The organism is Pseudomonas guariconensis (assembly GCF_015680235.1).
GTDB classification, from domain to species: Bacteria; Pseudomonadota; Gammaproteobacteria; order Pseudomonadales; family Pseudomonadaceae; genus Aquipseudomonas; species Aquipseudomonas guariconensis_A.
In genome coordinates this window covers 20,125-40,295 of record NZ_JADLJL010000041.1, presented here as the reverse complement: position 1 = coordinate 40,295, position 20,171 = coordinate 20,125, and the positions used below count along the sequence as shown (strand labels likewise).

General features: G+C 64.8%; 16 protein-coding genes. 12 read left to right on the top strand and 4 right to left on the bottom strand.

Annotated features, from left to right (window positions below):
* Nucleotides 1-77: 77 nt before the first annotated feature.
* Complete coding sequence (locus IRZ56_RS20780) at nucleotides 78-1,415, top strand: MATE family efflux transporter (RefSeq protein WP_196146667.1); 1,338 nt, start codon at nucleotides 78-80, stop codon at nucleotides 1,413-1,415.
* Between the two features lie 115 nt (nucleotides 1,416-1,530).
* Here IRZ56_RS20780 and speA read toward each other — a convergent pair whose 3' ends face one another.
* The 4 genes from speA to IRZ56_RS20760 all read right to left on the bottom strand — a co-directional run bounded on the left by speA (nucleotide 1,531) and on the right by IRZ56_RS20760 (nucleotide 5,963).
* Complete coding sequence (gene speA, locus IRZ56_RS20775; protein ID WP_196146666.1) at nucleotides 1,531-3,444, bottom strand: arginine decarboxylase; 1,914 nt, start codon at nucleotides 3,442-3,444, stop codon at nucleotides 1,531-1,533.
* A gap of 152 nt (nucleotides 3,445-3,596) precedes the next feature.
* A complete protein-coding gene (locus tag IRZ56_RS20770; protein ID WP_196146665.1) occupies nucleotides 3,597-3,968 on the bottom strand; it encodes a translation initiation factor Sui1 in 372 nt (123 codons plus the stop codon).
* Between the two features lie 388 nt (nucleotides 3,969-4,356).
* The gene (locus tag IRZ56_RS20765; RefSeq protein WP_196146664.1) at nucleotides 4,357-4,893 is read right to left on the bottom strand and encodes an NUDIX hydrolase; all 537 of its coding nucleotides are present in this window, start codon (nucleotides 4,891-4,893) and stop codon (nucleotides 4,357-4,359) included.
* 2 nt (nucleotides 4,894-4,895) lie between these two features.
* A complete protein-coding gene (locus IRZ56_RS20760; RefSeq protein WP_196146663.1) occupies nucleotides 4,896-5,963 on the bottom strand; it encodes a DUF2333 family protein in 1,068 nt (355 codons plus the stop codon).
* Nucleotides 5,964-6,210: 247 nt separating this feature from the next.
* On the opposite strand from IRZ56_RS20760, the gene IRZ56_RS20755 reads away from it, so the two are divergent.
* The 11 genes from IRZ56_RS20755 (at nucleotide 6,211) to purH (ending at nucleotide 20,103) form a co-directional block, all read left to right on the top strand.
* Nucleotides 6,211-7,584: a diguanylate cyclase gene (locus IRZ56_RS20755; protein WP_196146670.1), complete on the top strand. Its 1,374-nt coding sequence runs from the start codon at nucleotides 6,211-6,213 to the stop codon at nucleotides 7,582-7,584.
* A 180-nt stretch (nucleotides 7,585-7,764) separates the two neighbouring features.
* Nucleotides 7,765-9,729 (top strand): methyl-accepting chemotaxis protein, encoded by a 1,965-nt coding sequence (locus IRZ56_RS20750; protein ID WP_196146662.1) that lies wholly within the window; start codon nucleotides 7,765-7,767, stop codon nucleotides 9,727-9,729.
* 150 nt (nucleotides 9,730-9,879) lie between these two features.
* Nucleotides 9,880-11,664, top strand: coding sequence for a protein-disulfide reductase DsbD (locus IRZ56_RS20745; RefSeq protein ID WP_196146661.1), 1,785 nt, complete (start codon nucleotides 9,880-9,882; stop codon nucleotides 11,662-11,664).
* A gap of 180 nt (nucleotides 11,665-11,844) precedes the next feature.
* Nucleotides 11,845-12,297: a type II 3-dehydroquinate dehydratase gene (gene aroQ / locus IRZ56_RS20740; RefSeq protein ID WP_070090423.1), complete on the top strand. Its 453-nt coding sequence runs from the start codon at nucleotides 11,845-11,847 to the stop codon at nucleotides 12,295-12,297.
* Between the two features lie 100 nt (nucleotides 12,298-12,397).
* Nucleotides 12,398-12,865: an acetyl-CoA carboxylase biotin carboxyl carrier protein gene (gene accB / locus IRZ56_RS20735; protein ID WP_196146660.1), complete on the top strand. Its 468-nt coding sequence runs from the start codon at nucleotides 12,398-12,400 to the stop codon at nucleotides 12,863-12,865.
* A gap of 17 nt (nucleotides 12,866-12,882) precedes the next feature.
* Nucleotides 12,883-14,238, top strand: coding sequence for an acetyl-CoA carboxylase biotin carboxylase subunit (gene accC / locus IRZ56_RS20730; protein WP_196146659.1), 1,356 nt, complete (start codon nucleotides 12,883-12,885; stop codon nucleotides 14,236-14,238).
* Nucleotides 14,239-14,470: 232 nt separating this feature from the next.
* Nucleotides 14,471-15,349: a 50S ribosomal protein L11 methyltransferase gene (gene prmA, locus IRZ56_RS20725; RefSeq protein WP_196146658.1), complete on the top strand. Its 879-nt coding sequence runs from the start codon at nucleotides 14,471-14,473 to the stop codon at nucleotides 15,347-15,349.
* Between the two features lie 41 nt (nucleotides 15,350-15,390).
* Nucleotides 15,391-16,719, top strand: coding sequence for a DUF3426 domain-containing protein (locus IRZ56_RS20720; protein ID WP_196146657.1), 1,329 nt, complete (start codon nucleotides 15,391-15,393; stop codon nucleotides 16,717-16,719).
* Nucleotides 16,720-17,087: 368 nt separating this feature from the next.
* On the top strand, nucleotides 17,088-18,101 hold the full coding sequence (gene dusB / locus IRZ56_RS20715; protein ID WP_196146656.1) for a tRNA dihydrouridine synthase DusB: 1,014 nt from the start codon (nucleotides 17,088-17,090) through the stop codon (nucleotides 18,099-18,101).
* Nucleotides 18,098-18,418, top strand: a complete 321-nt coding sequence (gene fis, locus IRZ56_RS20710) for a DNA-binding transcriptional regulator Fis (RefSeq protein ID WP_008093076.1) — start codon at nucleotides 18,098-18,100, stop codon at nucleotides 18,416-18,418. Before dusB ends, fis begins: the two co-directional genes overlap by 4 nt.
* Nucleotides 18,419-18,495: 77 nt before the next feature.
* Nucleotides 18,496-20,103, top strand: coding sequence for a bifunctional phosphoribosylaminoimidazolecarboxamide formyltransferase/IMP cyclohydrolase (gene purH / locus IRZ56_RS20705; RefSeq protein ID WP_196146655.1), 1,608 nt, complete (start codon nucleotides 18,496-18,498; stop codon nucleotides 20,101-20,103).
* Nucleotides 20,104-20,171 lie beyond the last annotated feature (68 nt).

Genomic DNA, 20,171 nt, shown 5'->3' with positions numbered 1-20,171 from the left:
AGCCGGCTCCTACAGGAATTGTGGGAGCCGGCTTGCCGGCGATGGGATGCGAAGCGGCCCTGGAACGAAGGATTCACATGTCTTCATTAGTCACCGACTGGCACCACCGCCTCACCCACCGCAAGGTCTGGGCGCTGGCCGCACCGATGATCCTGTCCAACATCTCGGTGCCGCTGGTGGCCCTGGTCGACAGCACCGTGATCGGTCACCTGCCCCATGCGCACCAGTTGGGTGCCGTGGCAGTGGGCGCGACCTTGTTCACCTTCATGGTCGGGCTGATGGGGTTCCTGCGCATGGGCTCCACCGGTTTCGCCGCCCAGGCCGCCGGGCGCGCCGACGGCGCGGCATTGCGCCAGGTGCTGGTGCAGGGGTTGCTGTTGGCCCTGGTGCTGGCGACGGCGATCGGCTTGCTGGCGATCCCCTTCAGCCAGCTGGCGTTACATGCGATGGCGCCCAGCGCGGCGTTGCAACAAGCCACCGAGGCGTTTTTCCACACCCGCCTGCTCGGCCTGCCGGCTGCGCTGGCCAGTTACGCGCTGGTCGGCTGGTTCCTCGGCACTCAGAACGCCCGGGCGCCGTTGGCGATCCTGCTGACCACCAACCTGCTGAACATCGCGCTGAACCTATGGTTCGTGCTCGGCCTGGACTGGGGCGTGCTGGGCTCGGCACGGGCCTCGGTGATCGCCGAATGGAGCGCCGCCCTGCTCGGCCTCGCCCTGACACGCCCGGCGCTGCGCGCCTACCCAGGCCGGGTCGACTGGGCACGGCTCAAGCGCTGGCTGGCCTGGCGGCCGCTGCTGGCGGTCAACCGCGACATCTTCCTGCGCAGCCTGGCGCTGCAACTGGTGTTCCTGCTGGTGACCGTGCAAGGCGCGCGCCTGGGCGAAGCCACGGTGGCGGCCAACGCCCTGCTGCTCAATGGCCTGATGCTCACCGCCTATGCCTTGGACGGCCTGGCCCATGCGGTCGAGGCGCTGTGCGGCCATGCCATCGGTGCCCGCGACCGCGAGGCGCTGCGTCGCTCGCTGGTAGTGGCGTGTGGGTGGTCGTTGATCATCAGCCTGGGCTTCGCCGTGGTGTTTCTGCTGGGAGGACATCTGTTCATCGACCTGCAGACCGATATTGCCAGCGTGCGCGAGGCCGCCTACGCGTACTTGCCCTACCTGGCGGTGCTGCCGTTGGTTGCGGTGTGGAGCTACCTGCTCGACGGGTTGTTCATCGGCGCGACCCGAGCGCGGGAGATGCGCAATGCGATGTTGCTGTCAGTGCTGATCGCGCTGCCCTTGGCAATGCTCATGAACGGGCTCGGCAACCATGGGTTGTGGTTGGCGTTCCTCGGGTTCATGGGGTTGCGGGCGGTGACGCTGGGGTGGATGGGCTGGCGGTTGCAATCGAAAGGGCAGTGGGTTCGGTGAAGTTGGGGCCGCTTTGCTGCCCTTCCGCGGCACAAGGCCGCTCCTATAATGGATCAGAATCCCCTGTAGGAGCGGCCTTGTGCCGCGAAAGGGCCGCAACGCGGCCCCCGGGGTTTTACGACGAAAGATACGACGAACGGGTCAGCCCCAGTCGCAGCGCATCCAGGTACTGCGTCCGCTCGCGAGCGGTGATGCGGGCGCTGGCGACTTTGTCGCGGTAGTGCGTCATCAGCTCTTCCGGCGACAGGTGCACGTAGCGCAGCATGTCCTCGATGGTGTCGTGGGTCTCGATGCCGGCGTGGTACACACTGCCGTCGGCGTTCTGGTAGATGTTCACCGAATCGGTGTCACCGAACAGGTTGTGCATGTCGCCGAGGATCTCCTGGTAGGCACCGACCAGGAACACGCCCAGCAGATAGTCCTCGCCTTCCTTGACCGCATGTACCGGCATGCTGGTCTCGATGCTCTGCTCGTCGACGTACTGGTTGATCTTGCCGTCGGAATCGCAGGTCAGGTCCTGCAACACGGCGCGGCGCATCGGTTCCTCGTCCAGGCGGTGCAGCGGGATGATCGGCAGTACCTGGCCGATGGCCCAGGTGTCCGGCAGGCTCTGGAACACCGAGAAGTTGCAGATGTACTTGTCGGCCAGCTTGTCGTTGAGCTCGTCCAGCACCTGGCGGTGCGAGCGCTGGCGGGCTTTGAGCGAGTTGTGCAGGCGACGGCACACGGCGAAGTAGCACTGTTCGGCCAGGGCCTTCTCGGCCAGGCTGATCTTGCCGTCGGCATATTGCGCGGCCACATCGCCCATGTAGTGGGTGGCGCGCCAGTAGGTCTCGGTGACCATCTCGATGTCGGTAGGGCCCAGCAGGTCGACCAGCCACTGTACGGTCTCGGGCAACGCCTGCTTGTTCTCGATGGTCGGTACCTCGTCGTTGTGTTTCTCGACGTCGGTCACCTGGATCACCAGCATGGCATGGTGCGCGGTCAGCGAGCGGCCGCTCTCGGAGAAAATGTGCGGGTGCGGCAGGCCCTGGGCGTCGCAGAACTCTTTGAGCATGCCCACCACCACGCCGGCATAGTCGTCCATGTCGTAGTTGATGGAGCTGGCGTTGCGCGAGTGGGTGCCGTCGTAGTCCACGCCCAGACCACCGCCGACGTCGATGTGATCGACCGGCAGGCCCAGGGCACGCAACTCGCCGTAATAGCGGATGGCTTCCTTGAAACCGTGCTGGTAGTCGGCCAGGTTGGCGATCTGCGAGCCCATGTGGAAGTGCAGCAGGCGGATGCCCTGGTCCAGGCCGGCATCGCGGAAGCGCTGCACCACCGAGATCAGCTGGGCGGCGGACAAGCCGAACTTGGACTTCTCGCCGCCTGTATCGGCCCACTTGCTCGAGGCCAGCGACGACAGGCGCACGCGCAGGCCGACCTGCGGCTTGACCTTGAGCTCCGCGGCTTCCTCGATCACCAGGGCGACCTCGGATTCCTTCTCGATGACGATGAACACGTTGTGGCCGAGCTTCTGGCCCATCAGCGCCAGACGAATGAATTCGCGGTCCTTGTAGCCGTTGCAGACGATGGTGCCCCCCTTGGGCGCCAGCGCCAGCACTGCCAGCAGCTCGGGCTTGGAGCCGGCCTCCAGGCCAATGGAGACGTTCTGGGTGGCGATGATGTTCTCCACCACCGCTTCCTGCTGGTTGACCTTGATCGGGTACAGGGCGGTGTACTGGCTCTGGTACTCCAGGCGCGCGATGTTGGCGTCGAACGCGCCGGTCAGTTGGCGCACGCGGTCCTGCAGGATGTCGGGGAAACGCACCAGCAGCGGCAGCGACAGGCCGCTCTGGCGCAGTTCGTCGACCTGCTCGTACAGGTCGATCGGGGCGCTGTCCGGGCCGTTGGGGCGCACTTCGACGCGCCCGGCCTCATTGATGGCGAAATAACCAGCGCCCCAATGGCGGATACCATAAACACTGCGGCTGTCGGCCACGGTCCATTGGCTGCCATCGTCTTTGCGTGTGCGTCGTACGGACATTCAAGTCCCCTGTAGATAAGTCGAAGACACTGCCCCACATGGGCGCGCAGGCAGTGTAGAAACCGAAAATGACGATTCGTCCGTGTCAGGGGTAGACCCTTGCCACGGGAACGAGTTTAGAAAGCACTGGGCAAAAAATCGCGCGAGCAGGCTCAACCGCCGGATTTCTTCGCCTTGAAGCCCTGCTTGGTCAACTCGCCGAGCAGCAGCTCGACGTGGTCGCCCTGGATCTCGATGACCCCATCCTTCAGCGCTCCCCCTGTGCCGCAACGGCGCTTGAGGGTGCTGGCCAGCTCCTTGAGCTGGTCGAGGGGCAGCGGGACGCCAGTGATCGTGGTCACGGTCTTGCCGCCACGGCCTTTGCTTTCGCGGCGCACGCGGGCGATACCGTCACCTTCGGGGATGACCTGTTGCTTGCAAATGCAGGCGTCCACCGGCTTGCCGCAATCCGGGCAATGCCGGCCGGCATCGGTGGAATAAACGAGACCGCCAAGGGCGGCGAAGGAAGAAGCTTTCTTGGCCACTTTTGTTCCTCTTGCTGAGGACAAAATACTGGTCGGCGCCTGGGGCCAGGGCCGACCGCGAAGCCCCACTCTGGCAGGGGCAGCGCTACTGCCGCAGATCCTGCGACAGCCCGAAAAGGGCGCGCAGTGTAACGATAAATCAGGCGATTGCTAAGTACTGGAATGCGCCATTTTGCGAAACTTTTGCGACCCTCGGGCAAGGGGGCTGCCTTGCAGCCCTTTCGCGGCACAAGGCCGCTCCTACAGGTTTCCCGTCGCCCTGAAGACGGGTGGAGCACCTGTAGGAGATCACCCATCCCTCCCGGGCTGCGCTGTCGCACAAAGAACAAGCAGCTAGCGCAGCCTCCCCCTGTGGGAGCGGGCTTGCCCCGCGATGGGGGCCACGCGCTCAGGCCAGGCTGGCCTTGTAGCGGTCCAAGGCCGCCAGCGAATCGGGGCAGAACGGCAACTGCCCGCGATCGGCTTCCACCTGCGCCAAGCTAATGAAACGCGCCTCGCTGACCTCCTCCGGCTGCAACGTGAGCGGCCCATCGGACACCGCCGAATACACCGCGCACCACAGCCGGTTATCCGGCTGGTCGAAATAGAACCGTTCGTGGAAACGCAATTCGACACCTGCGATACCGAGCTCTTCGGCCAGCTCCCGGGCGGCCGATTCGGCGTAGCTTTCACCCGCTGCCACCATGCCGCCAGCCGCCACGTCCCAGTAACCGGGGTACAACGCCTTGCTCAAGGTGCGCCGGTGCACGCACAGCTCACCGGCACCGTTGAACAACAGGATGAAGGTACAGCGCCCGATCAAGCCACGTTCACGCAGCTCGGCCCGGGGCAGCGCGCCAAGCGACTGGTCGGCCTCGTCGACCCAGGCCACCAGTTCGCGGTCGGAGGCTGCGCGGTGCGCGGCCTCCGCTGGGCTGATGGCCACCGTCAGCCCTGCGACAGCAGCTGGCGAAGGTCGATGACCGCAGCGTTGGCGCGCGAAATATAGTTGGCCATGACCAGCGAGTGGTTGGCCCACATGCCGAAGCCGCTGCCGTTGAGCACCATTGGGCTCCACAGCGCTTCCTGGGAGGCCTCCAGTTCACGGATGATCTGGCGCACGCTGACCGTGGCGTTCTTCTTCGCCAGCACATCGGCGAAGTCCACCTCGATAGCGCGCAGCAGGTGCGACAAGGCCCAGGCCTGGCCACGGGCTTCGTAGAACACGTTGTCGATCTGCAGCCACGGGGTTTCCACCAGCTCCTCGTCCACCTGTGGCGCCTGGCCGGCGACCACCGACTCGGTCTTCAGAGTGCTGTTGAGCTTGACCCGGCCTACGCTGGCCGAAAGGCGTTGGGAAAGCGAACCCAGGCGGGTGGCCACATCGCCCAGCCAGTTGTTCAGGTTGTCCGCGCGGGTATAGAAGATCGCGCCCTGGTCACCGGCGGCCAGGCGCTTCTGGTAACGGCTCAGGGACTTGATGCCTTCCTCGAACTCCGACTCGCTCGAGGGCAGGATCCAGCTCTTGTTGTCGAAGTTGAAACGCGGCTCGGCCTTGGCCAGGTCCGCATCCTCGGTGGACTGCGACTGGGAGCGAGCGAAGTCCTTGCGCAGGGCACGGGACAGGTCGCGCACCTGGACCAGCACGCCGTATTCCCAGCTCGGCATGTTGTCCATCCACAGCCCCGGCGGGAAGCGGTCGTTGGAGATGTAGCCACCCGGCTTGGTCAGCAGGGTATTGGCGACGCTCTTGAGGGTCTCGATAGTGGTGTAGCCGACCACCATCTGCTGGCCGCTCTGCTCGGCGGCCGCCTGGGCGCTCTGCTGCACCGGGAACAGGTCCGGCTCCTGGCTCCAATACCAGCCCAGGCCGATGCACACCAGCAGGTACAGGCCGATCAGGGTACCCAATGCGCGGCTCCACAGCCCGCCCAGGTAGCTACGGGTGGCGGCGCCACGGGCGTCGACACGCTCGCGGGGCTCGGCTTTGGCCTCGCGGTTTTTCCAGTCCAGCATGGCGTTGTCCTTATCAGTCACGACAGTTCAGGGGCTTGGACCACCAGCCCCAGCCAGGGTGCCACGGCAAGCCCGCGTGGCAGCACTATAAAGCAGACACCGCCTTACGCATAAGCGACCAATGAGTCGGTAACTGAATATTCGTCCTTACAAACTTTGTTGATATAGGGCAGGCGCCACCCGGGAAAGGGATGCTAGCATGGAGCCATCATTGCACCTGCACATTCCTCCAACAAGCAGCCAGGACATGACCCAGCCAGCCGAGTCGAACCACGAGCGCCTTCAGCAGCACCGCCTGATGCACCGTCTTTCGCGCAGCGGATTGCGCAAGGGCGACCCGCTCGACAACGTAGTGCTGCCGCCCTTGCGCAAACCGGTGTACATCCTACTCCAGGACCACGACCGCGCCGAGCGCCTGGCCCAGCAGTTGGAATTCTTCGGCCTGCACGTACAGGCCTTGTTCGATGCCCAGGCTTTTGCCGCCGCGATGAGCGAACGCCAGCCGTGCGCCATCGTCATGGACGTCGATTTCACCGGCCAAGGCCAAGGGTTGGTGTTGGCAGCCCAGGCCCAGCAAGGCCGCGAACAGCCTATCGCACTGCTGTTCTTCAGCCACCATGAAGCCGACACCCCTACCCGCCTGGCTGCCGTGCGCGCCGGCGGCCAGGAATTCCTCACCGGCCCCCTGGACGCCTCGAGCCTGCTGGAAAAGGTCGAGCTGCTGACCAGTGCCGCCCAGTACGACCCACTGCGGGTGCTGATCGTCGACGATTCCCGGGCCCAAGCCATGTTCACCGAACGCCTGCTGAACGGCGCCGGCATCATCACCCGTACCCTCACCGACCCGATCCGCACCATGGCCGAGCTGGCCGACTTTCAGCCCGACCTGGTGATCCTGGACATGTACATGCCCGCCTGCACCGGCACCGAACTGGCCAAGGTGATCCGCCACAATGACCGCTACGTCAGCGTGCCGATCATCTACCTTTCTGCCGAGGATGACCTGGACAAGCAGTTGGACGCCATGAGCGAAGGCGGCGACGACTTTCTGACCAAGCCGATCCGCTCGCGGCACCTGATCACTACGGTGCGCAACCGCGCCGCTCGCGCCCGCCACCTCAAGGCCCGCATGGTGCGCGACAGCCTCACCGGGCTGTACAACCACACCCATATCCTCCAGCTCCTCGAAGATTGCAGCTTCCGCGCCCGTCGCGAGGCGCAGCCGCTGAGCTTCGCCATGCTCGATATCGACCACTTCAAGAAGATCAACGACCGCCACGGCCACCCCATGGGCGACCGGGTGATCAAGAGCCTGGCACTGTTTCTCAAGCAGCGCCTGCGCAAGACCGACTTCATCGGGCGCTATGGTGGCGAGGAATTCGCCATCGTCATGCCCGACACGCCGCTGGAGGCCGCGCACAAGGTGCTCGACGAGATTCGCCAGCGCTTCGGCGAGATCCTCTATCCGGCCCAGCCCCACGACCTACGCTGCACCTTCAGCGCCGGGGTGGTGCAACTGGACGACAGCCTCGATGCGCTGACCATGGCCAGCGCCGCCGACGAAGCGCTGTACCGGGCCAAGCACGCCGGGCGCAATTGCGTGGTGCGCGTAGAACCCTGAGGCGCGTGCAGGTCCAATCGCCGGCAAGCCGGCTCCTACTCCGATCGCTATGGGCGCGTGCCAGCGATTGGACCAATACAGGCAAAACGCCACTTTTTCCCCCTCGGTCATCACCCGGTCACAAAACCGCAATAACTTCAGGCACCTACCTTTCCACCTCCCCGCTGGAAGTTCACGGCTATGCGCCTGAAGTGGCTGACCAATTTCAATACCCTGCTGCTGGTAACCGTCTGCATCGCCCTGGGCGCGACCCTCTGGTGGTCGCAGCGCGCGCTGGAGCGCCCCTATCAACTGATGGAGCGCTACCTGGGCCTTTCCCAGCAGTTCCAGAACGATGCGGCTCGTAACATCCAGGCCTACCTGGCCAGCGGCGACACCCTGCGCCATGCCGCAGCCAGCGAGGCTACCCAAGGGCTACAGGCGGCCCTTGCCGACTGGCCCGCGAACCTAGCCCAGATCCTGCGCCCCAGCCTGGACGACCTGCAGGCCTTCACCGCCACTGAACTGCTCGCCGCCGGCAAGCTGGCCGGCGACCCGCAGGCCTTGCTGTTGCAGGCCGAACGCGAACTGGGCGCCAATTTCGAGCAGCTGGCAGGTTATGCCCGCAACAGCGCCAACCCGGAAGCCGCCCGCTACCTGGCACCCTTGCTGGACGCCTCGTTACACCTGGGGCGCCTGTCGCTGGCCCGTGGCAAGCTGGTGGCCAGCGGCCGGGCCGAGCTTGCCGAGGAAGTCGAGCGCGAACTGCAGCTGATCCGTGCCCAGGCCCAGGTGGTCGATGGGCTGCCGTTGCTTGGCGTGACCCGTGCCGCCGAATCCAACGCCGACGATTTCGCCGCGCTGATGGGCCTGGATACCCAAACCAGCGCCCAGCAGGAAGACGTCGCGCTGGGCCTCAAGCGCGAATTGCAAAGCCTGCTGGCGCGCTACCCGGCCGAGCTGCAACGCACCCGCGAGCAGATCGAACGCCGCGCGGCCCTGGCCGCCAGTACCGGCGAGCGCCTGGCCGCCGTGCAGCAGGCCATCGCCGGGCTGGAGCCGCAAGTCCGCGGCCTGCACGCGAAGATCGCTAGCGAAGTGCGCCTGATCCAGGGCCTGATGATCGGCCTGATCCTGCTCATCGCCCTGCTCATAGACACCCTCCAGCGTCGCCTGGCAGGCACCTTGACTGGTCTAGCACCGGCCCTGTCACGCTGGGCCGAGGGCGATTTCGCCCAGCCTGTCGACCTCGGCCGCACCAACCGCGAGCTGCACGATATCCAGGCCTCGCTCAACCGCCTGCGCCAGTACCTGGTCGAGCTGGTCGGCACGCTGCGCCACAACGCCGAGCAGGTGGCCGGCAGCAGCCATGCCTTGGCCAGCATGAGCAGCGCCCTGCACGAAGGTGCTGAGCGCCAGGCCGGCGACACGGGGCAGATCCGTGACGCCCTTGGCGAGCTCGAGGCGACCATCCAGCAGGTGGCTGGTGACGCCAGCGCCGCCGCCGATGCCAGCCGTGACGCCGGCCGCGCGGTGGAACAGGGCCAGGCGGTGATCGGCCAGAGCCTGTCCGGCCTGCGGGCGCTGGTGGACGAGGTGCAAGGCAACGCCCAGGCCATCGAGCAGTTGGCCGAGGAGTCGGCCACCATCGGTGGCGTGCTGACGGTGATCCGCGCCATCGCCGAGCAGACCAACCTGCTGGCTCTCAACGCCGCCATCGAGGCGGCCCGGGCCGGCGAAATGGGCCGGGGGTTCGCCGTGGTCGCCGACGAAGTGCGCTCCCTGGCCCAGCGCACCACCGGCGCCACCGGCGAGATCCAGACGCTGATCGACCGTCTGCAACAGGCCGCCCGCGAGTCGGTGAACGGCATGCGCGCCCAGCTCGAGCACGCCGAGGCCACCGCCAGCCAGGCCCAGGCGGCCGATGGCGCGCTGGACGAGATCGTCGGAGCGATTCGCACCATTGCCGATACGGCCGTGCGCATTGCCGAGGTGACCGCACAGCAGACGGGCGCGGTGAGCGAGATCCGCGATCACAGCGAGCGGATTCATGCATTGGGCGAAGACAACCTGCAGCGCATCGGCGAAGGGCGGGAGCAAGGGGAGCAGTTGCTGAGCCTGGGAGGTGAACTGAACCGGGCGGTGCGAGCTTTCAGGTGTGAGTAGGCTAGTGCTTGCCGCTGCATCGTCATCGACTGGGAGATCGCGCGCGGGCGGCGCGCGATCTCACGTGCGATGACGATGCCATGACGAGCGCCGCCCCAACCGGCGGCAACTCCGCTATCATGCCCCCACGTTTCACCTAGCGAGACCACCATGCGCCGCCTGTTTTTCCTGTTGCTCCTGCTACTGGCCAGCCCCACGTTCGCCGCAGGCCTGCTCGACAACCGTCCCAGCGCCACCCTCGGCGCCGCTTCGCTGGGCAACAGCGCCGACTTTCTTCCCGTCCATGAAGCCTTCAAGCTCAGCCTGGTCCAGGCCGACGCCCAGTCGATCAAACTGCGCTTCGTCGCCACCGAGGGCTATTACCTCTACCGCCATCGCTTCCAGTTCCGCACAGAACCGGCCGACATCGCCCTCGGCACGCCGAACATCCCTAAAGGCGAAGCCAAGCACGACGAGTTCTTCGGCGACGTGGAGGTGTACCACGGCGTGCTCGACATCGAATTGCCTCGCCCGGCCAACGACCCGCGCCCCTTCACCCTGCTGGTGGGCTACCAGGGCTGCGCCGACAAGGGCTTGTGCTACCCACCGGAAACCGAACGCCTGAGCATCGACGGCGCAGGCGGCCCAGCCGGTGCAACGCCGGCCAGCAGCGAACAGGGCTGGAACTGGCAATCGCTGCTGCTGTTCTTCCTCGCCGGCGTGGGGCTGACTTTCACCCCATGCGTGTTGCCCATGCTGCCGATTCTCTCCGGCGTGGTACTGCGCGGCCAAGTGGGCGGCTGGCGCGGCCTGAGCCTGTCGTTGGCCTACGTGCTGCCGATGGCCGTTTCCTTCGCGGTACTCGGCGCCCTGATGGGTGTGTTCGGTGCCAGCCTGAACCTGCAGGCGCGCCTACAGTCGGCCTGGGTGCTGGTGCCCTTCGCCCTGTTCTTCGTGCTCTTCGCCCTGGCCATGTTCGGCCTGTTCGACATCAAGCTGCCCCAGGCCCTGAGCAACCGCCTGAACAGCGTCGCCAACCGCACCAAGGGCGGTTCGCTGGTAGGCGCCGCGGTGCTGGGCGTGCTGTCCAGTCTGTTGGTCTCGCCCTGTGTATCGGCACCGTTGGCCGGGGCGCTTTTATATATCAGTGCCAGCGGCGATGCCCTGGGCGGTGCGCTGAAGCTGTTCGCCCTGGGTCTGGGCATGGGGGCACCGTTGCTGGTGGTGGCCACTGGCGGTGCAGCCTGGTTGCCGAAAAGCGGCCCATGGATGAATACGGTCAAGAACGCCATCGGCGTGTTGCTGCTGGGCCTGGCCATCGGCCTGCTCAGCCGCGTGTTGCCGGGGCCTGTAACCTTGTTGCTGGTGGGCCTGCTGGCCGCGGGCGTAGCGCTGTTCCTCGGTGCCCTGGAGTTCGTGGTCAAGACACCACGCCAGCGCCTGGCGCAGCTTCTTGGCCTGGCCCTGCTGTTCTATGCCTTGGCCTGCTGGTACGGCGCTCTCAATGGCCAGGGCGACCCCTTGCGTCCCCTGCCATCACCTGCCATCGCAAGTACCGCCGGCACGCAAGCCAACCAGGCCGATGCCTGGCAGACCATCACCACCCCGGCTGCGCTGGACGCCGCTCTGGCCCAGGCCAAGGCGGCCAGCCAGCCGGTGCTGCTGGACTGGTACGCCGACTGGTGCATCAGCTGCAAGGTGATCGAGCGCGAAGTGCTCGATGCGCCCCAGGTTCAGGCACAGCTCGCCGGCTTCAAGCTGCTGCGTTTCGACATCACCGACAGCAATGCCGAGCAACGCACCCTGCTCGATCGTTACCAGCTGTTCGGCCCACCTGCGCTGCTGTTCTTTGCCGCGAACGGCAGCGAAATAACCGCCGATCGGGTCATTGGCGAAGTGAATGCCGTCGAATTTGCCGATCACCTGGCGCGCGTGCGCCGCGATCTGGGTCTATAACTTCCCGCGAGCCGGCAATTTTCCCGCGATTAATGACCAAACTTAATCATCTGGTCACATATTTTGCGCGAATCTCGGACAACGTGCTGGCTATTGCCGGGAACTGGACACCCGACGCCCTCTTGCGGCATAGTCGCCGCGCTCATGTCGTATTGCCCTACAAGACCAAGGAATTCGCAGATGGCTACCTTACTGGTGCTACACGGCCCTAACCTCAACCTGCTCGGCACCCGCGAGCCAGGCCACTACGGCGCCGTGACCCTTGCCCAGATCAACCAGGACCTGGAGCAGCGCGCCCGCGCCGCTGGCCACCACCTGCAATACCTGCAGAGCAATGCCGAGTACGAGCTGATCGATCGTATCCACGCCGCGCGCAACGAAGGCGTGGACTTCATCCTGATCAACCCGGCTGCTTTCACCCACACCAGCGTCGCATTACGTGACGCATTGCTGGCTGTGAGCATCCCATTCATCGAAGTGCACCTTTCCAACGTGCACAAGCGTGAACCGTTCCGTCATCACTCCTACTTTTCCGATGTCGCCGTAGGGGTGATCTGCGGCCTGGGCGCCACCGGCTACCGGTTGGCCCTGGAGTCTGCACTGGAATACCTGGCTGCCAACGCACAGCCCTGATGACACAAGGCCTTGGCTCCTTCGGGCCAGGGCCTGGATAAACGTTCTAGCCACGTTTTTTAAATTACGTCCCCGACCGAACCTTGGGAGTTGATGATTAATGGATATCCGTAAAGTCAAGAAGCTGATCGAACTGCTGGAAGAGTCTGGCATCGACGAACTGGAGATCAAGGAAGGCGAAGAGTCCGTTCGCATCAGCCGTCACAGCAAGACCCCGGCCGGCGCCCAGTACTTCGCAGCTCCGGCTCCGGTAGCCGCCCCGGCTGCCGCTGCCGCCCCAGTCGCGGCCGCTGCCCCGGCCCCGGCCGCCGAAGCCGCCGCTCCTGCCCTCAAAGGCACCGTGATCCGCTCGCCGATGGTCGGCACCTTCTACCGCAAGCCTTCGCCGACCTCGCCGAACTTCGCTGAAGTTGGCCAGACCGTGAAGAAGGGCGACACCCTGTGCATCGTCGAAGCCATGAAGATGATGAACCACATCGAAGCCGATGTCGGTGGTGTCATCGACGCCATCCTGGTGGAAGACGGTCAGCCGGTTGAGTTCGACCAGCCGCTGTTCACCATCGTTTGAATCGCGGAGAGCCAACGATGTCTGGGAAGCTCGAAAAAGTCCTGATCGCCAACCGCGGGGAAATTGCCCTGCGGATCCTGCGTGCCTGCAAAGAGCTGGGTATCAAGACCGTCGCTGTTCACTCCACGGCCGACCGCGAACTGATGCACCTGGGCCTGGCAGACGAGTCGGTCTGCATCGGCCCTGCATCGTCCAAGGAATCCTACCTGCACATCCCGGCGATCATCGCTGCCGCCGAAGTGACAGGCGCCACCGCGATCCACCCCGGTTACGGCTTCCTGGCGGAAAACGCCGACTTCGCCGAACAGGTGGAGAAATCCGGTTTCGCCTTCATCGGCCCTAAAGCCGACACCATCCGCCTGATGGGCGACAAGGTCTCGGCCAAGGACGCGATGATCCGTTCGGGCGTACCGACCGTGCCTGGCTCCGATGGCCCGCTGCCCGAAGACGAGGAAGTCGCCCTGGCGATCGCCCGTGACGTCGGCTACCCGGTGATCATCAAGGCCGCCGGTGGCGGCGGTGGCCGCGGCATGCGCGTGGTGCACAAGGAAGAGGACCTGATCGCCTCGGCCAAGCTGACCCGTACCGAAGCCGGTGCAGCCTTCGGCAACCCGATGGTCTACCTGGAGAAGTTCCTGACCAACCCACGCCACGTGGAAGTCCAGGTACTGTCCGACGGCCAGGGCAACGCCATCCATCTGGGCGATCGCGACTGCTCGCTGCAGCGCCGTCACCAGAAGGTCCTGGAAGAAGCGCCGGCCCCGGGCATCGATGAGAAGGCCCGCCAAGAAGTCTTCAAGCGTTGCGTCGACGCGTGCATCGAGATCGGCTACCGCGGTGCCGGTACCTTCGAGTTCCTGTACGAAGACGGCCGCTTCTACTTCATCGAGATGAACACTCGCGTCCAGGTCGAGCACCCGGTCTCGGAAATGGTCACCGGCATCGACATCGTCAAGGAGATGCTGAGCATCGCCGCTGGCAACAAGCTGTCGATCCGCCAGGAAGACGTGGTGATCCGCGGTCACTCCCTGGAGTGCCGTATCAACGCCGAAGACCCACGCAAGTTCATCCCGAGCCCAGGTACCGTCAAGCACTTCCATGCCCCAGGCGGCAACGGCGTGCGTGTCGACTCGCACCTATACAGCGGCTACTCGGTTCCGCCGAACTACGACTCGCTGATCGGCAAGCTGATCACCTACGGCAAGGACCGCGACGAAGCCATGGCGCGCATGCGCAATGCCCTGGACGAGATCGTCGTCGACGGCATCAAGACCAACATCCCACTGCACCGCGACCTGGTGCGTGATGAAGGTTTCTGCAAAGGCGGCGTCAACATCCACTACCTCGAGCACAAACTGGCCAACCAGGAGTGATCGCGTTAGCGTGATGCAACAGAACCCCGGACTTGTTCCGGGGTTTTTTATTGACTGAAGATCCGCCCCTGTGGGAGCGGGCTTGTCCCGCGATTGGGCTACGAAGCAGCCTCGATGCGTTGTTGCATCGCCAGCCCCTGAGCCGACCTCTACAAACCCCACGCACTCAAGTAAACTGCCAGGCTCCGCGCAGCCCTGGGCTGCCCCTGTCGATTTACCAAAGGTGCCCGCCATGCCCTGGCTGCAAGTTCGCCTGGCCATCAGCCCAGACCAAGCCGAAACCTACGAAGACGCCCTGCTCGAAGTCGGCGCCGTCTCGGTGACCTTCATGGACGCCGAAGACCAGCCCATCTTCGAACCGGACCTCAACACCACGCCGCTCTGGTCGCACACCCATCTGCTGGCCCTGTTCGAGGCCGATGCCGAGCCCGAGGCGGTATTCGCCCACCTGCGCCTGCTGACCGGCGCCGAGCTGCCCGAGCACCATGCCGAAGTGATCGAGGACCAGGACTGGGAACGCAGCTGGATGGATAACTTCCAGCCCATGCGTTTCGGCCAGCGCCTGTGGATCGTGCCCAGCTGGCACGAGGCGCCGGAAAAGGACGCGGTGAACCTGCTGCTCGACCCGGGCCTGGCCTTCGGTACCGGCACCCACCCGACCACCGCCTTGTGCCTGGAATGGCTCGATGGCCAGCAGCTCGAAGGCACCCAGGTGCTGGACTTCGGCTGTGGCTCAGGCATCCTGGCCATTGCCGCGCTGTTGCTCGGCGCCCGCGAAGCGGTCGGCACCGATATCGACGTGCAAGCCCTGGAAGCCTCCCGCGACAATGCCGGGCGCAACGGTATCGCCGAACAACGCCTGGCCCTGTACCTGCCCGAGCAGATGCCGGCCATGCAGGCCGATGTGCTGGTCGCCAATATCCTGGCCGGCCCGCTGGTCTCGTTGGCGCCGCAATTGTCCGGCCTGGTCCGCCCCGGCGGCATGCTGGCGCTCTCGGGCATTCTCGCCGAGCAGGGTGAAGAAGTGGCTGCGGCCTACGCGGGCGACTTCGAGCTCGACCCGATCGTCGTGCGCGATGGCTGGGTACGCATCAGTGGTCGCCGCCGCTAGGCCAACCTAGACTCAATCTTCTGTACAACCCGGATCGCCGCATGACCGACAGTTTCGTCACCCAGTGCCCCCATTGCCAGACCAGCTTTCGCGTCACGCACAATCAGTTGAGCGTGGCCCGGGGCGTGGTGCGCTGCGGCCACTGCCTGCAGGTGTTCAACGCCGCCAAGCAGTTGCTGGAGCAGAACCGCACGCCCCCAGCCCCAGCGGCACCGATACAGGCACCGGCACCCGAGGCGGCGCAACCGACGATCAGCGAGCAGCCGAACACTGAACCCGAGGACTGGGCCATTACCGCACAGGCCCTGGATGACCTGGACCTGGACCAGGAACTGGCCCGCCTCGAGCGTCGCGATGCGCCCGTGGAACGCCAGGCCCCGCCCCGTGAAGATGCCCTGCAGGCCCGGCGCGACGAGCATGGCCCTGATGACCACGCCGACGAACCCTTCGGTACGGCGACCGGCGAACAGCCGGAGCTTCACGCGAACGACGAGCCGGCGCCTGTCCTGGTCGAAGAGCCAACCCTCCACCTGCAAGCAGAACCGGAACCGGGCGATCGCACCGAGCCGACCTTGGGCAATGGCCTGGTGCTGGACGACGAGGAACCAGGCGCATTCGACCAGGTCGAGCGGCAGGGCAATGACGAGCGGGCCGCGCATTTCACCCGCCTGGACGACGACATCCCTGAAAAAGGACTGTCGGCACGGGACGATGACGAGCACGGCCACGTCCGCCTGTCGGCCCGTGATGACGACGAGTTGGAGAACCTCGCCGACGAGCGGCCCGAACCGGCCTTGGCAGCCAAGGCCGAACGCCAGGCGCGCAAGGAACCGCTGGTGCATGTGGTGGACGACCCGCTGCAGCTCGACTGGCAAAAGGCCAAGCCCAACTGGGCCAAGCGCCTGCTGTGGAGTGTGCTGACCCTACTGGCCGCAGGTTTGCTGGCCTTCCAGTACATCAGCTACCACTTCGACGAAATGGCCCGCCAAGACCAGTACCGCCCGTGGTTCCAACAGCTGTGCCCGATGCTTGGCTGCCAGGTGCCGACCCGGGTCGACGTCAGCCGGATCAAGAGCAGCAACCTGGTGGTGCGCAGCCACCCCGATTTCAAGGGCGCGCTGATCGTCGATGCGATCATCTACAACCGGGCCCCCTTCTCCCAGCCGTTCCCACTGCTGGAGCTGCGATTTGCCGACCTCAACGGCCAGCTGATCGCCAGCCGTCGCTTCAAGCCCAGCGAATACCTTTCGGGCGAGCTGGCCGGGCGCGGGGACATGCCGAGCCAGACGCCGATCCACATCGCCCTGGATATCCTCGACCCCGGCCCGAAGGCGGTGAACTACAGCCTGAGCTTCCGCTCGCCGGAGTGATCCACAGGGGCGCCTTGCACCCGAACACCTGTAGTAGCGGGCTTGTCCCGCGATCAAGGGCGACCTTGCCAGGCGGCGGTAATATCGGGCCCGGCCCAATCGCGGGACAAGCCCGCTCCTACAAGGCTCCTTCAAGGGCCAGCAGATTTTCGCCGCGCATGCGGGAGCAGCCTCGTGTCGCGATGGCCCGCGAAACAGGCCCGAGAAAACCCACCAACGGCCCACAATTTGCAGCTTGGATCGCAAAGTCATAAGCCCCTAGCTGTTCAGATTTTATCCAGATTCATCTTTATCCGGTCATCGAGAGCGGGTATCATGCCAACCCTTTTTCGGACTCCAATGATTCGGCCCCACAACAGGGAACACCTATGTCGGCGGTACGCATCGGCCCTTACACACTGCGAAACAACCTGATCCTCGCGCCCATGGCCGGGGTCACGGACCAACCTTTCCGTACGCTTTGCCAGCGCCTGGGCGCCGGCATGGTCGTCTCGGAAATGGTGACCAGCGACATGAGCCTGTGGAACAGCCGCAAGTCGCGCCTGCGCCGCATCCATGAAGGCGATCCCGAGCCACGCTCGGTACAGATCGCCGGTGGCGATGCGCAGATGCTGGCCGCGGCGGCCCGGGCCAATGTCGAGGCTGGCGCCCAGATCATCGATATCAACATGGGCTGCCCGGCGAAAAAAGTCTGCAACAAGGCCGCCGGCTCTGCTTTATTGAAAGACGAAGCCTTGGTCAGCGAAATCCTCCACGCCGTGGTCGGCGCAGTGGAGGTACCGGTGACCCTGAAGATCCGCACCGGCTGGGACCGGGCGAACAAAAACGGCCTGACCGTGGCGAAGATCGCCGAGCAGGCCGGTATCCAGGCGCTGGCGGTACATGGCCGCACACGCGCCGACCTGTACACCGGCGAAGCCGAGTACGACACCATCGCGGCGATCAAGCAGGCGGTGTCGATCCCGGTTTTCGCCAACGGCGACATCACTTCGCCAGAAAAGGCCCGGGCGGTGCTGCATGCCACCGGTGTCGACGGCCTGCTGATCGGCCGTGCCGCCCAAGGGCGGCCGTGGATCTTCCGCGAGATCGAGCATTACCTGCGTACGGGCGAGCACCTGCCTGCCCCGACGCTGGAGGAAGTGGAACACATTCTGCTGGAGCACCTGGCGGCGTTGCATGCCTTCTATGGCGATGTGATGGGCGTACGTATCGCCCGCAAGCACGTTGGCTGGTACCTGGCAACACGACCGGGCGGCAAGGAGTTCCGCGCCCGGTTCAATGCGCTGGAAGATACACAAGCGCAGTGCGCCAACGTTCGCGCGTTTTTCCGCGAGCGTCGAGAGAGCCTTGAGACAGAGGACGGACAAGGGGTGGCCGCATGACGATGATGACCGAGACATTAGTGAGTGGAACAACGCCCGTGAGCGACAACGCCAACCTGAAACAGCACCTCAATACGCCAAGCGAAGAGGGTCAGACCCTGCGCGACAGCGTGGAGAAGGCGCTGCACAACTACTTCGCGCACCTGGAAGGGGCGACCGTCACGGACGTCTACAACCTGGTGCTGTCGGAAGTCGAGGCACCGCTGCTCGAAAGCGTGATGAACTACGTCAAGGGCAACCAGACCAAGGCCAGCGAGATGCTCGGGCTCAACCGTGGCACCCTGCGCAAGAAGCTCAAGCAGTACGACCTGTTGTAACCCGAACCCCAACCAGAAAAGGCGGCTCTCCCAAGAGGCGCCTTTTTTGCTGAATCCACCGCGTTATGGAATCCGAAATGACCGACCAGACTACCCGCCTGCCGATCCGCCGCGCCCTGATCAGCGTCTCCGACAAGACCGGGATCCTCGAGTTCGCCCGTGAGCTGCAACAGCTCGGCGTCGAGATCCTGTCCACCGGCGGCACCTACAAGCTGCTCAAGGACAATGGCGTGAACGCGGTGGAAGTGGCCGACTACACCGGCTTCGCTGAAATGATGGATGGCCGGGTAAAGACCCTGCATCCGAAGATCCACGGTGGCATTCTGGGCCGTCGCGGCATCGACGATGCCATCATGAACGAGCACGGTATCAAGCCGATCGACCTGGTCGCGGTCAACCTGTACCCGTTCGAGGCGACCATCGCCAAGCCAGGCTGCGACCTGCCGACCGCCATCGAGAACATCGATATCGGCGGCCCGACCATGGTCCGTTCCGCAGCGAAGAACCACAAGGACGTCGCCATCGTGGTCAACGCCAGCGACTACGCCAGCGTCCTGGAAAACCTCAAGGCCGGCGGCCTGACCTACGCCCAGCGCTTTGACCTGATGCTCAAGGCCTTCGAGCATACCGCCGCCTACGACGGCATGATCGCCAACTACATGGGCACCATCGACCAAGCCAAGGACACCCTGTCCACCGAAGGCCGCAGCGAGTTCCCGCGCACCTTCAACAGCCAGTTCGTCAAGGCCCAGGAAATGCGCTACGGCGAGAACCCACACCAGAGCGCAGCGTTCTACGTCGAGGCCAAGAAGGGCGAGGCCAGCGTTTCCACCGCGCTTCAGTTGCAGGGCAAGGAACTGTCGTTCAACAATGTGGCCGACACCGACGCCGCGCTCGAGTGCGTCAAGAGCTTCGTCAAGCCGGCCTGCGTCATCGTCAAGCACGCCAACCCGTGCGGCGTGGCCGTGGTCCCGGAAGACGAAGGCGGTATCCGCAAGGCCTACGACCTGGCCTATGCCACCGACACCGAGTCGGCCTTCGGCGGCATCATCGCCTTCAACCGTGAGCTGGACGGCGAAACCGCCAAGGCCATCGTCGATCGCCAGTTCGTCGAAGTGATCATCGCGCCGAAGATTTCCCAGGCCGCCCGTGAGGTGGTCGCTGCCAAGCAGAACGTACGCCTGCTCGAATGCGGCCAATGGCCTGCCGAGCGTGTTGCCGGCTGGGACTTCAAACGCGTCAACGGTGGCCTGCTGGTGCAGAGCCGCGACATCGGCATGATCACTGCCGAGGACCTGAAAGTCGTGACCAAGCGCGCCCCGACCGAGCAGGAGATCCACGACCTGGTCTTCGCCTGGAAAGTGGCCAAGTTCGTCAAGTCCAATGCCATCGTCTATGCCAAGCAGCGCCAGACCATCGGCGTGGGCGCCGGCCAGATGAGCCGCGTCAACTCCGCCCGCATCGCCGCCATCAAGGCCGAGCATGCTGGCTTGCAGGTGCAGGGCGCGGTCATGGCCTCGGACGCGTTCTTCCCGTTCCGTGACGGCATCGACAATGCAGCTAAAGTGGGTATCACCGCAGTGATCCAGCCAGGCGGTTCGATGCGCGATGCCGAAGTCATCGCCGCTGCCGACGAAGCCGGCATTGCCATGGTGTTCACCGGTATGCGCCACTTCCGCCACTGATACACGGCCAGCCTGACCCCGCGATCCCTGTGGGAGCGGGCTTGCCCCGCGATAGCGCCAGCAGGAAC